Source organism: Escherichia sp. WS547 (assembly GCF_046486065.1).
Classification (GTDB): Bacteria; Pseudomonadota; Gammaproteobacteria; order Enterobacterales; family Enterobacteriaceae; genus Escherichia; species Escherichia coli.
Genome location: NZ_JBJQMA010000020.1, coordinates 20,822 through 33,952, shown reverse-complemented (window position 1 = coordinate 33,952; position 13,131 = coordinate 20,822). Strand labels below are relative to the sequence as shown.

General features: G+C 50.2%; 12 protein-coding genes, 1 tRNA gene and 1 pseudogene. 6 read left to right on the top strand and 8 right to left on the bottom strand.

Annotation, left to right across the window (positions count from 1 at the left end; all coding sequences use genetic code 11):
• The 4 genes and pseudogenes from ACJHWK_RS17265 to ACJHWK_RS17250 all read right to left on the bottom strand — a co-directional run.
• Positions 1-251, bottom strand: a pseudogene (locus ACJHWK_RS17265) (IS110 family transposase); the annotation flags it as partial.
• Positions 252-819: 568 nt separating this feature from the next.
• Positions 820-2,085 carry a tyrosine-type recombinase/integrase gene (locus tag ACJHWK_RS17260; protein ID WP_001697401.1) on the bottom strand — a complete coding sequence of 422 codons (1,266 nt, stop codon included), beginning with the start codon at positions 2,083-2,085 and terminating at the stop codon, positions 820-822.
• A gap of 196 nt (positions 2,086-2,281) precedes the next feature.
• Positions 2,282-2,357 (bottom strand) — tRNA-Phe (locus ACJHWK_RS17255).
• A 105-nt stretch (positions 2,358-2,462) separates the two neighbouring features.
• Positions 2,463-3,170: a DUF554 domain-containing protein gene (locus tag ACJHWK_RS17250; protein WP_000234514.1), complete on the bottom strand. Its 708-nt coding sequence runs from the start codon at positions 3,168-3,170 to the stop codon at positions 2,463-2,465.
• A gap of 152 nt (positions 3,171-3,322) precedes the next feature.
• Here ACJHWK_RS17250 and yqgH point away from each other — a divergent pair, with 152 nt between their 5' ends.
• Positions 3,323-3,406, top strand: coding sequence for a protein YqgH (gene yqgH / locus ACJHWK_RS17245; RefSeq protein ID WP_211180506.1), 84 nt, complete (start codon positions 3,323-3,325; stop codon positions 3,404-3,406).
• Positions 3,407-3,567: 161 nt separating this feature from the next.
• Complete coding sequence (gene speC, locus ACJHWK_RS17240) at positions 3,568-5,703, top strand: ornithine decarboxylase (protein ID WP_001333295.1); 2,136 nt, start codon at positions 3,568-3,570, stop codon at positions 5,701-5,703.
• 49 nt (positions 5,704-5,752) lie between these two features.
• Here speC and nupG read toward each other — a convergent pair whose 3' ends face one another.
• From nupG to mutY, 4 genes are all read right to left on the bottom strand, one after another.
• Positions 5,753-7,009: a nucleoside permease NupG gene (nupG, locus tag ACJHWK_RS17235; RefSeq protein WP_001299430.1), complete on the bottom strand. Its 1,257-nt coding sequence runs from the start codon at positions 7,007-7,009 to the stop codon at positions 5,753-5,755.
• 201 nt (positions 7,010-7,210) lie between these two features.
• The gene (gene mltC / locus ACJHWK_RS17230; protein ID WP_000760323.1) at positions 7,211-8,290 is read right to left on the bottom strand and encodes a membrane-bound lytic murein transglycosylase MltC; all 1,080 of its coding nucleotides are present in this window, start codon (positions 8,288-8,290) and stop codon (positions 7,211-7,213) included.
• Between the two features lie 64 nt (positions 8,291-8,354).
• Positions 8,355-8,630, bottom strand: coding sequence for an oxidative damage protection protein (locus ACJHWK_RS17225; protein ID WP_000091700.1), 276 nt, complete (start codon positions 8,628-8,630; stop codon positions 8,355-8,357).
• A 27-nt stretch (positions 8,631-8,657) separates the two neighbouring features.
• Positions 8,658-9,710, bottom strand: a complete 1,053-nt coding sequence (mutY, locus tag ACJHWK_RS17220) for an A/G-specific adenine glycosylase (RefSeq protein ID WP_047663900.1) — start codon at positions 9,708-9,710, stop codon at positions 8,658-8,660.
• Between the two features lie 160 nt (positions 9,711-9,870).
• Between mutY and trmB the strand changes: the two genes are divergently transcribed.
• The 4 genes from trmB (at position 9,871) to ansB (ending at position 13,041) form a co-directional block, all read left to right on the top strand.
• Positions 9,871-10,590, top strand: a complete 720-nt coding sequence (gene trmB, locus ACJHWK_RS17215; RefSeq protein ID WP_000786911.1) for a tRNA (guanosine(46)-N7)-methyltransferase TrmB — start codon at positions 9,871-9,873, stop codon at positions 10,588-10,590.
• Entirely contained in the window at positions 10,590-10,916 is a 327-nt protein-coding gene (locus ACJHWK_RS17210) for a YggL family protein (RefSeq protein WP_001107564.1), read from the top strand. Before trmB ends, ACJHWK_RS17210 begins: the two co-directional genes overlap by 1 nt.
• Positions 10,917-11,099: 183 nt before the next feature.
• Positions 11,100-11,819, top strand: coding sequence for a DUF2884 domain-containing protein (locus tag ACJHWK_RS17205; RefSeq protein ID WP_000984796.1), 720 nt, complete (start codon positions 11,100-11,102; stop codon positions 11,817-11,819).
• A gap of 175 nt (positions 11,820-11,994) precedes the next feature.
• Positions 11,995-13,041, top strand: a complete 1,047-nt coding sequence (gene ansB, locus ACJHWK_RS17200) for an L-asparaginase 2 (protein WP_000394131.1) — start codon at positions 11,995-11,997, stop codon at positions 13,039-13,041.
• Positions 13,042-13,131: the final 90 nt, after the last annotated feature.

The following is a 13,131-nucleotide window of genomic DNA, read 5'->3' as shown; positions in this document are numbered from 1 at the left end:
TCAATACGGCCCTCGCTGTACGCTTACATATAAAGCTCCGTCAGATATTATGGTGAACAGAACGTTTCTGCGCTGTCTTGCTAGGGCGATAAACACCTAGCTATGTCGTTTGTGTAGTAGGCCCTGGATATTGGGGCTATGAGTGCAGCGAAGGCTGTCAGGAACAACGACCGCTTAAGAGCTTTATTACCCCGCCTTGACGGATGTTCTCCTCGTATTGACGAACTGGAACGCCGGATTGTCAGCGCCAATGATATAAGACGGTAAATCACCATTTGGATTAGCTCGAACCATCCAACATGTTGTTTCCTAGAGGTTCTTACATCAGAAAGGACATCAACATACTGAGCAGAGAAGACTTTTAGATGGTAAAGCAAATGCGCTAGCAGGGCGAGTACATTGTCGATATTGCGACTCAGGTTGGTTATTCTGAGCGAACTTGTACCGGCGGTCAGTCTGAAGCTGCAGCCACTTATTCTTCCGGATCACAGGTAATCATATATGGCAAACTGTAATACAGTCGCTTGTACTGAAAAGTATTATGTATAAAATAGAATCTGTATTCATATCAGCACAAGGGACCACCAAATCCCGGCAGCATTCCTTACGTCAGTTATCCCGCATCACCCTGTGAGTGCGGGATTTTTTTTTTGAGGTTCCTTTTTATTGAATATATATAAATAATGAATAATCGTGGATTCTGATAATCCCCTGCAGGGTGCAATCAGGTAAACAGTAAATACATCAGTTCATACCGTTTGTCTTTTTTTAACAAAGAAAATAGTCCTGGAGTAGTTCCCGGGCATTTGCCCGGGATGATTACTGTTTTAACGGATTATTAATCTTTGCATATTCAAATGGACTGATAAATCTTTCTCTGTTTGCATTCAGAAAATCGGCCCACCACTGTAGCATCAGTCGGCGTTCTCCCAGATGTTCTGCTTTATGAATGTAAGCAGCACGTACACCATTACGCTCCTGATGACTCATCTGACGTTCCACTGCATCACGGGACCACAATCCTGATTCTATTAACGCGCTACATGCCATCGTCCTGAATCCATGCCCACAGATATCCTGGGTTGTGTCATACCCCATAACTCTGAGGGCTTTATTTACGGTGTTTTCACTGATTGGTTTATGCGGGTCATGTGCTCCCGTAAAGACCAGACCATTTTCACCAGCCCATGTCTGAAGTTCTGTAAGTATAGCTACAGCCTGCTTGCTGAGGGGAACAAGATGCGGAGTTCTCATCTTGGAACCCCGGTGCGAGAAATTTACGCCTGGCAGAGGCTCGCGTTCAGCAGGAATAGTCCACATGGCATTTTCAATATCAATTTCTGACCAGCGGGCATATCTGAGTTCACTGGAGCGAATAAAAACCAGTAAATTCAGCATAACAGCAAGTCGGGTAACAGGCTGACCTTTATAACTGCCAATACGGGACAGAAGTTCAGGAAGACGTGAAAGATCAAGAGCGGGGCGATGCTGGCGTTTTACAGTGGTCAATGCGCCAGCCATATCCAGAGCAGGATTATATCTGATGATGCCAGACTGTACGGCATAACGCATTACAGCAGATATCCTTTGCTGCAGACGACTGGCGATTTCATAAATCTGTTTAGCCTCTGCAGCGCGAACTGGGATAAGCAGGTCCGGAGTGTTGAGTTTTGTGATATCTCGGTTGCCGATAAAAGGGAAAACATGCGTCTCGAGGCTTTTGAGTACTTTATCGCTGTGTGATTGTGTCCATTGTTTATTACTGGCATGCCAGCGTCGTGCAATATGTTCAAAAGAGAGTTGTAAACCAGGGGCTACTTTTTTAGCTCTTTTCTGTTCGCAAGGGTCAATCCCCGCCGAAATTAGTTTTCGGGCCTCATCCCGTTTTGCACGAGCTTCGGAGAGAGAAACTTCTGGATACACACCAAGTGCAAGAGTCTTCTCCTTACCCAAAATACGATAACGGAGACGCCAGTAACGGGAACTATTGGGATGTACCAGCATGAGCATGCCAGCTCCGTCAGTGAGTTTATACGCCTTGTCAGTGGGCTTTGCAGCCCGAATTTTTGCGTCAGTCAGTGCCATATTTCAGCCTTCTGAATGCGTTAAAGAGGGTACAAATTCTGTCGAACTGAGGTATACCCGCAATTATACCCACACAATGGGGTTGATGTGGGGGGAATCTGGTTGAGTTCGGTAGAATTGATTTGGAGGAAGAACACTTAAATCATGGTGTTCTGAAACGAAAACGGACCTCCGTGGAGGTCCGTTGATATGAATTTGGTGCCCGGACTCGGAATCGAACCAAGGACACGGGGATTTTCAATCCCCTGCTCTACCGACTGAGCTATCCGGGCAACGGGGCGCATTAAACCTGATTCGCCTCGTCTCGTCAATCAAATTTCTTCAATTTACTGCAGACTGCACAATCTATCATCACTTTGCCGATATTGCACGCATTGTCAGGCAAACCAGGCGGTCCAGGCGGCGGAAAGCGGCATTGCCAGAAGGAGTGCTGGAAGCATGTTGACCACCGGGAACATTTTAATGCCACAGATGCGTAATCCGGTTGCCAGCAGCAATAAACCGCCTACGGCGCTGAAGTCTGCCATCATCGACGGTGTGGTCAGCGGTAAAATCAGCGCGGCAGCCCACGCCAGCGTTAACTGGATGATCAGTAATGGGATACTAATCACCGATACCGCAATACCCAGCGAGCAGGCGAAGATCATCGCCGTAAAGAAATCAAGAAATGACTTGGCGATTAAAATACTCGGATCGCCGGTCATCCCTTCGTTCATCGCCCCGAAGATCCCGGTGCCGCTGGCGCAAAACAGGACAATAATCGCGACATAATTCTGAATAAAAGATTCATGCGCTGGCTTCTTACGTGAGTGACGAAACAGATTTTGTGCTTTGGCGACTGCTGTATTGACACCTTTCTCCAGCAAACAAATTTCGCCAATTAGAGCGCCAAGTAGCGTAGCTAAAACCATCGCTGGAAGGTTGGCACATTTCACCACTAGTAAAATACCAATCCCCAGCGATGCCAGACCAAAAATAGATGTCATGGAGACGCGGATACGTTCCGGTAAGCGTTGGCTGAGCAGTGCGCCGAGAACGCCACCCAGTAATACTGCACTAGCGTTGATAAAAGGGCCGATGACCACAAGAGTTCCTGTTAACTGTATTGTTTGATTTTCTTATTATGACCGTTTGGTGCCGTCGATGGCTTGTTTGTTCGCAAAGTCCTGGCTTGCACGCTTTAGCGAAAGGTGCCATGATTGCGCGAATTTTCTCCTCTCTGTACGGAGTTTGCCCGATGCACGCCATCTCCTTACATTCTCTCGCTTATCGCCGTTTCGCGCGAAACGTTTCCCTTTCTATGTTACTGCTCATGCGGTGAAGTTAACGCACGCTCACTGCAGGACAACAGTAAAATCAGAGCGTTTCTGCTTTTACTGATGTCTGGCGGTCGGAGCTGGTGACCAGTTTGACCCATATCTCATGGGGCAGGGTTTTCCACCTTGTCCGGTATTCTTACTTCCCCGAAACGGGTTTGCGCTTATGAAATCAATGAATATTGCCGCCAGTAGTGAACTGGTATCCCGACTTTCTTCTCATCGTCGCGTGGTGGCGTTGGGAGATACTGATTTTACGGACGTCGCGGCAGTCGTCATTACCGCTGCGGATAGTCGCAGTGGCATTCTTGCGTTGCTTAAGCGCACCGGTTTTCATCTACCGGTGTTTTTGTATTCCGAACATGCTGTTGAATTACCTGCGGGCGTTACGGCGGTAATCAACGGCAACGAGCAGCAGTGGCTGGAGCTGGAATCCGCAGCCTGTCAGTATGAAGAGAATTTGCTGCCACCGTTTTATGACACGCTGACGCAGTACGTTGAGATGGGCAACAGCACCTTTGCTTGCCCTGGACATCAACATGGTGCGTTTTTTAATAAGCATCCTGCCGGACGCCATTTTTACGATTTCTTTGGTGAGAACGTCTTTCGCGCCGATATGTGTAACGCTGACGTAAAATTGGGCGATCTGCTTATTCATGAAGGATCGGCGAAAGATGCGCAGAAATTCGCAGCCAAAGTCTTTCATGCCGATAAAACCTATTTTGTGCTGAACGGCACATCGGCAGCGAATAAAGTGGTGACGAATGCGCTGTTAACGCGTGGCGATCTGGTGCTCTTCGACCGTAACAACCATAAGTCGAATCATCACGGCGCGCTGATTCAGGCGGGGGCGACGCCGGTCTATCTGGAAGCTTCACGCAACCCGTTTGGTTTCATTGGCGGTATTGATGCGCACTGTTTTAATGAAGAGTATCTGCGCCAGCAAATTCGCGACGTTGCGCCAGAAAAAGCCGACCTGCCGCGCCCGTATCGCCTGGCGATTATTCAGCTGGGAACCTATGACGGCACTGTCTATAACGCCCGTCAGGTGATCGATACCGTTGGGCATCTGTGTGATTACATTCTGTTTGATTCCGCGTGGGTCGGTTATGAACAATTTATCCCGATGATGGCGGATAGCTCGCCGCTGCTGTTAGAACTTAACGAAAACGATCCGGGGATCTTTGTGACTCAGTCGGTGCACAAACAGCAGGCGGGATTCTCACAGACGTCGCAGATCCATAAAAAAGATAACCATATCCGCGGACAGGCGCGTTTTTGCCCGCATAAGCGGTTGAATAACGCCTTTATGCTCCATGCTTCTACCAGCCCTTTCTATCCGCTGTTTGCTGCACTGGATGTTAACGCCAAAATTCATGAAGGGGAGAGTGGGCGTCGGCTGTGGGCTGAGTGTGTTGAGATAGGGATTGAAGCGCGCAAGGCTATTCTTGCGCGCTGTAAGCTGTTCCGCCCGTTTATCCCGCCCGTTGTTGATGGCAAATTGTGGCAGGATTATCCGACATCAGTGTTAGCCAGCGACCGCCGTTTTTTCAGTTTTGAGCCGGGGGCGAAGTGGCACGGCTTTGAAGGATATGCCGCGGATCAGTATTTTGTTGATCCGTGCAAGCTGTTACTCACTACACCAGGTATCGATGCCGAAACCGGCGAATATAGCGACTTTGGCGTTCCGGCGACGATTCTGGCGCACTATCTGCGTGAGAACGGCATTGTGCCGGAGAAGTGCGATCTCAACTCCATTCTGTTTTTATTAACTCCGGCGGAAAGCCACGAGAAGCTGGCACAACTGGTGGCGATGCTGGCGCAATTTGAACAGCATATTGAGGATGACTCGCCGCTGGTTGAGGTGTTGCCGAGCGTTTATAACAAGTATCCGGTGCGCTATCGCGACTACACCCTGCGCCAGTTGTGTCAGGAGATGCACGATCTGTATGTCAGTTTCGACGTCAAAGACCTACAAAAAGCGATGTTCCGCCAGCAGAGTTTCCCGTCAGTGGTGATGAACCCCCAGGATGCGCATAGCGCTTATATTCGCGGTGACGTGGAGTTGGTGCGGATTCGTGATGCCGAAGGGCGAATTGCGGCAGAAGGGGCGTTGCCTTATCCACCTGGCGTGCTTTGCGTGGTACCCGGGGAAGTCTGGGGTGGGGCGGTTCAACGTTATTTCCTTGCACTGGAAGAAGGGGTGAATTTGTTGCCGGGATTTTCGCCGGAGCTGCAAGGTGTTTATAGCGAAACCGATGCGGATGGCATGAAACGGTTGTACGGTTATGTGTTGAAGTAAGAATAAAAAAAACGGGTCACCTTCTGGCGACCCGTTTTTCTTTGCGTAATTAGTGGCTAACCGTCTGTGTGCCTGTCGGGACACGAACGTGTTTATATTTGAACATCGCCATGAACGCGAAGGCCAGAACCACGGAGTAACCAGCGAAAATCAACCATACGGTCTGCCAGTCGGTAATGCCGTTTTGGGTGTACATCTCAACAACTCTACCGCTCACGATGCCGCCGAGGATACAGCCGAAGCCGTTAGTCATCATCAGGAACATCCCTTGTGCACTGGCGCGAATTGCCGGGCTAACTTCTTTTTCGACAAACACCGAACCAGAGATGTTGAAGAAGTCGAATGCGCAACCGTAAACGATCATCGACAGTACCAGCAGTACAGTACCGAACGGAGTCGGGTCGCCGTAAGCAAACAGCGCAAAACGCAGGATCCACGCCACAATACTGATCATCATTACGTTCTTAATACCGTAGCGGCTTAAGAAGAACGGGATGGTCAGAATGAACAGGGTTTCAGAGATCTGCGAAATCGACATGATGATTGACGCATGCTGCACAATAAAGCTGCTGGCAAACATCGGATCTTTGTCGAAGCTGTGCAGGAAGGTATTACCGAACATGTTGGTAATCTGCAGTTCCGCGCCCAGCAGCATTGAGAAGATAAAGAAGATTGCCATACGCTTGTTTTTAAACAGCGCGAATGCATCGAGGCCCAGCAGGGTTGTCCAGCTCTGATTCGCTTGCTGTTTAGCAACCGGAATATGCGGCAGAGTCAGGGTAAACAGAACCAGAATGGCGGAAAGTGCTGCGCCAATATACAGCTGCATGTGGCTTAATTCGAAGCCAGACAGGCTCACCACCCACATTGCCATGATAAAGCCGATGGTGCCCCAGATACGGATTGGCGGGAAGTCAGTAACGATATCCATCCCGGCATTTTGCAGGCGATAGTAAGAGATGGTGTTGATTAACCCAAGCGTTGGCATATAAGCAAACGAGTTAATCAATATCACAAGGAACATCGCCTCCGGTGTCGTGACCTGTGCCGCCATGAACAGCGTGATAGCGCCAATGGTGTGGCAAATGGCATATACCCATTTCGCACTTAACCATTTGTCGGCCACAATCCCCAGCAGCGCAGGCATAAAGACCGCTGCGATACCCAGTGAGCTATAAACTGCGCCAATAGAAGCACCGTCAAACTTCAGGGTAACAAACATATAGGAGCCGAGGGTCGTCAGCCAACTTCCCCACAGACAGAACTGCAGAAAAGAGAGGATTTTCAGCTGCAGCTTAAGATTCATGTTAATTTCCTCACATCGTGATGCGGATGAGTGTTTGAAAAAGCACATTTGACCGTGCGAGATGATGGGATTCTATCAACTTCGCGGACTGGTTTTTTGTTACCTGTGGCAAATAATTGCAAACATTCCCAATTTGCAAAACGAAATTGTGATGTGGATAACATTTTTTCCCCTGAGCATCGTCAGGGGCGGTTAATGGAATTATCGGCGGCGGTAGGATTTTTGCGCGGTATTCACTTTATAAAGATAACGGCGAGATTCCGCAGAGGGATGGCGGGTCGTCAGCGTCTGATAAACATCGCCCGGCGTCATGGTGTTAATAATATTGGCAGCCTGAATCTTATCATTCGAAAAGACTCGCAGCACGCTGCCTGCGCCGCCGTTATAGGCGGTGATGACGGCATAACGCCGCGATGTTGGGTTATCAATTCCGCCGAGATAAACATTGTTCAGCATCGCCAGATACGCGGTGCCGGTATCAATATTGCTGGCAGGATCAAACAAGAAACTGCGGCTCGGCGTGCCGGATTTCCCCTGCGAGCGGAACACATCTTTCCCGGCAGTATGTTGTACCACCTGCATTAATCCCAGCGCATCGGAACGGCTGACCGCATACGGGTTAAAGGAAGATTCGGTCTGCATAATTGCCAGAATCAGCGACTCATCAACGCCATATTTCCGTGACGCCTGGCGGACCATGCCGAGATATTTGTGCGCACGTTTATCAAGGTGGTTCGGCACCATGTTAATGGTGACGCTGTAGATGATACGCAGCCCGTTGCTGCGGCTCTTCAGACGGTTTTTCAGCAGATAATCCGCGAAGTTGCTTGCGCGACCTTCCCAGCGAATCGGCTGCCCGGTGTTGTCCACCACCTGACCGTAAAGGAAAGGTTCTTTCGAAATCGTAATATCATCAACGTCGGAATAGAGATCGACCGAACTCGGATCGTCACCCATCAATAACGTTTTGATAATTGCCCGGCGCAAATGCGCGGCAGGTTCTGTCCCGGCGATGGTTTCGATAGTAATCGTACCGTCATCGAAGTTGATGTGGCTGCGGGTCTGATATTGATCGGTGTATTTCACGTAGTCCTTAGGACCAGCGATCACCACCTCTTTGAAGCCCCAGATGTTCTCAATATTGTGGGCAAATTGCCCCATCAGAATATCAAAACCGTTGGTATCTTTGACCCAGGCTTCGTTATAGGTATCGCCTTTTTTGGTCGTCGAACAGGAGATGAGCAACGGCGCAATCAAAGCCAGCGCGAGATATTTTTTCATCATTCCGGGTGCGTGTTGTGTTTGTTTTTATGCAAGTTGCCGGAGGCGTGCTCCGGCACTGTTTTTATTTTTTATCTTCCGGCGTATAGCCCTCGATATGCACCTCTTTACCCTCGAACAGGAAGTTGACCATCTCCTGCTCAAGCAGCTTGCGGTGCTCGGCATTCATCATGTTGAGTTTCTTTTCATTAATCAGCATGGTTTGCTTGTGCTGCCACTGCGCCCAGGCTTCTTTGGAGATCTCGTTATAGATGCGTTTTCCCAGCTCGCCGGGGTACAGCTGAAAATCCTGACCTTCTGCTTCACGTTGCAGGAAAGTACAAAAAATCGTTCTGCTCATAAATCATCCTCTTTATCGACTCACGCGCTAAACCGGCGCGCCAGTGCGTAACTGCTGTAACAAACGCTCCACGGGAGCCGCCAGGCCAACTGACGGCGGTTGCGCTAAGTTATACCAGAGCGCATTGCCTTCATCCATGCAGCCGGTGAATGACGACACGGGAAGCCACATAGGCACAATATCTAAGTGGAAATGGCTGAAGGTATGCCGAAACGCGGTCAGTTGCGTCAGGTTATCGGCAGCAATCTGCCGTTGCGCCAGCCACTGCCGCAAACTTTCTTCGTCGGCAAACTGCGGGAAACAGTATAAACCGCCCCACAATCCGCTCGGCGGACGCTGCGCCAGCAATACTTCATCTTCGTGCTGTAATAGCAAAAAGTAGCCGGTGCGCTCCGGCAGCGTCTGTTTCGGTTTTTTGCCCGGATAAAGCGCCCAGCTATTGTTGGCGGCGGCAATACATCCGTTTTGTAGCGGACAGAGCGAACATTTCGGTTTCGAGCGCGTACAAAGCATCGCACCCAAATCCATCATCGCCTGATTAAACCGTTCCACGCCAACCGCGGGCGTCACCTGCTCGCTCAAACTCCATAATTTATTCTCGACCTCTTTTTTCCCTGGCCAGCCGCTTACAGCATAGCAGCGCGCCAGCACCCGTTTGACGTTACCGTCGAGAATCGGAAAGTGCTTACCCAGAGAAAGCGAGAGAATCGCGCCTGCGGTGGAACGCCCGACGCCCGGCAGTGCTGCAACTTCCTCAAAGGTTTCCGGGAATTTACCGCCGTGTAAGGTCGCCACTTGTTGTGCCGCTTTATGCAGATTGCGCGCGCGGGCGTAATAGCCAAGCCCGGTCCACAAGTGGAGAACTTCGTCGAGCGGCGCATTGGCGAGATCGGTCACCGTCGGGAAGCGCGCCATAAAGCGTTCAAAATAGGGGATAACGGTCGCAACCTGAGTTTGTTGCAACATCACTTCTGAGAGCCATACTTTGTAGGGCGTCTTGTCAATTTGCCAGGGCAGAGTTTTTCGCCCGTATTTATCGTACCAGTCCAGAACCTGGGCTGAAAATTGCGACGCTTGCATGGTCACCGAATTCACTGTTGTTGGGGGCAAGATTGCAGCACAGCGACGGCAGGGTGTAAACCGGAACTTTCCGCAGCCACGGCCTTATCATGCTTGCATCCGGCAACTAACTTTGGATAATGCCCGTTTTCAGAACACTTTCACAAGCGACTAAACCTTTATGAAAAACGACGTCATTTCACCGGAATTTGATGAAAACGGCCGCCCACTGCGCCGTATCCGTAGTTTTGTGCGCCGCCAGGGGCGACTGACCAAAGGCCAAGAACATGCGCTGGAAAACTACTGGCCGGTGATGGGCGTTGAGTTCAGCGAAGATATGCTGGATTTCCCCGCGCTTTTTGGCCGTGAAGCGCCGGTGACGCTTGAGATTGGTTTTGGCATGGGGGCGTCGCTGGTGGCAATGGCTAAAGATCGCCCTGAGCAGGACTTCCTCGGCATTGAAGTGCATTCACCGGGCGTTGGTGCGTGCCTGGCTTCTGCGCATGAAGAAGGTTTAAGCAACCTGCGCGTGATGTGTCACGATGCGGTTGAAGTGCTGCATAAAATGATTCCTGACAATTCATTGCGCATGGTGCAGCTCTTTTTCCCTGACCCGTGGCACAAAGCGCGCCATAATAAACGCCGTATCGTTCAGGTGCCGTTTGCCGAACTGGTAAAAAGCAAACTGCAGCTGGGGGGCGTATTCCATATGGCGACCGACTGGGAACCTTATGCGGAACATATGCTTGAAGTGATGTCTTCTATTGACGGTTATAAAAACCTGTCAGAGAGCAATGATTACGTACCGCGTCCGGCATCACGTCCGGTGACGAAATTTGAACAACGTGGTCATCGTCTTGGTCACGGAGTATGGGACTTAATGTTCGAGAGGGTGAAATAATGGCAAAGAACCGTAGCCGTCGTCTGCGTAAAAAAATGCACATCGACGAATTCCAGGAATTAGGATTTTCGGTGGCATGGCGATTCCCGGAAGGTACATCGGAAGAACAGATTGATAAAACCGTTGATGATTTTATTAACGAGGTTATCGAACCGAACAAACTGGCCTTTGACGGCAGCGGTTATCTGGCCTGGGAAGGTCTGATCTGCATGCAGGAAATCGGCAAATGCACCGAAGAACATCAGGCGATTGTGCGTAAGTGGCTGGAAGAGCGCAAACTGGATGAGGTACGCACCAGCGAACTTTTCGACGTTTGGTGGGACTAAGAAAGCATACGGGCGATGACAAATGCAAAACTGCCTGATGCGCTACGCTTATCAGGCCTGGAAAGATGCACGATCGAGTAGGCGGGATAAGGTGTTTACGCCGCATCCGGCATGGAAAACGCGTACTTTGTTATCAATCTGGGGCCAGCAAATGCTGGCCTGATTTTTTCTTGAGGGAAGACTATGATGCGCAAAATGCTGCTGGCGGCAGCACTTTCAGTGACGGCAATGACCGCTCACGCCGACTACCAGTGCAGCGTCACGCCGCGTGACGATGTGATTGTCAGCCCGCAAACCGTGCAGGTGAAGGGCGAAAACGGCAATCTGGTGATCACGCCAGACGGCAACGTGATGTATAACGGTAAGCAATATTCCCTGAATGCCGCCCAGCGCGAGCAGGCGAAGGATTATCAGGCTGAACTACGCAGCACGCTGCCGTGGATTGATGAAGGCGCGAAAAGCCGCGTCGAGAAAGCCCGTATTGCTCTGGATAAAATTATCGTTCAGGAGATGGGCGAAAGCAGCAAAATGCGCAGCCGTCTGACCAAACTTGATGCGCAGCTGAAAGAGCAGATGAACCGCATTATTGAAACGCGCAGCGATGGCCTGACGTTTCACTATAAAGCCATTGATCAGGTTCGCGCCGAAGGCCAGCAATTAGTGAATCAGGCAATGGGTGGAATTTTACAGGACAGCATTAATGAAATGGGCGCGAAAGCGGTGCTGAAAAGCGGCGGTAACCCATTACAGAATGTGCTGGGAAGCCTGGGGGGGCTGCAATCCTCAATCCAAACCGAGTGGAAAAAGCAGGAAAAAGATTTCCAGCAGTTTGGCAAAGATGTTTGTAGCCGCGTTGTGACTCTGGAAGATAGCCGCAAAGCCCTGGTCGGGAATTTAAAATAATCCTCTATTTTAAGACGGCATAATACTTTTTTATGCCGTTTAATTCTTCGTTTTGTTACCTGCCTCTAACTTTGTAGATCTCCAAAATATATTCACGTTGTAAATTGTTTAACGTCAAATTTCCCATACAGAGCTAAGGGATAATGCGTAGCGTTCACGTAACTGGAGGAATGAAATGGAGTTTTTCAAAAAGACGGCACTTGCCGCACTGGTTATGGGTTTTAGTGGTGCAGCATTGGCATTACCCAATATCACCATTTTAGCAACCGGCGGGACCATTGCCGGTGGTGGTGACTCCGCAACCAAATCTAACTACACAGCGGGTAAAGTTGGCGTAGAAAATCTGGTTAATGCGGTGCCGCAACTAAAAGACATTGCGAACGTTAAAGGCGAGCAGGTAGTGAATATCGGCTCCCAGGACATGAACGATAATGTCTGGCTGACACTGGCGAAAAAAATTAACACCGACTGCGATAAGACCGACGGCTTCGTCATTACCCACGGTACCGACACGATGGAAGAAACTGCTTACTTCCTCGACCTGACGGTGAAATGCGACAAACCGGTGGTGATGGTCGGCGCAATGCGTCCGTCCACGTCTATGAGCGCAGACGGTCCATTCAACCTGTATAACGCGGTAGTGACCGCAGCTGATAAAGCCTCCGCCAACCGTGGCGTGCTGGTAGTGATGAATGACACCGTGCTTGATGGCCGTGACGTCACCAAAACCAACACCACCGACGTAGCGACCTTCAAGTCTGTTAACTACGGTCCTCTGGGTTACATTCACAACGGTAAGATTGACTACCAGCGTACCCCGGCACGTAAGCATACCAGCGACACGCCATTCGATGTCTCTAAGCTGAATGAACTGCCGAAAGTCGGTATTGTTTATAACTACGCTAACGCATCCGATCTTCCGGCTAAAGCACTGGTAGATGCGGGCTATGATGGCATCGTTAGCGCTGGTGTGGGTAACGGCAACCTGTATAAATCTGTGTTCGACACGCTGGCGACCGCCGCGAAAACCGGTACTGCAGTCGTGCGTTCTTCCCGCGTACCGACGGGCGCTACCACTCAGGATGCCGAAGTGGATGATGCGAAATACGGCTTCGTCGCCTCTGGCACGCTGAACCCGCAAAAAGCGCGCGTTCTGCTGCAACTGGCTCTGACGCAAACCAAAGATCCGCAGCAGATCCAGCAGATCTTCAATCAGTACTAATCACCTCGCCCCGGTATCGTGCCGGGGCTTTTTCACTTCAGACTTACGTCCATTGCCAATTTTCATTACCCTAATGATAATCACCGGAAT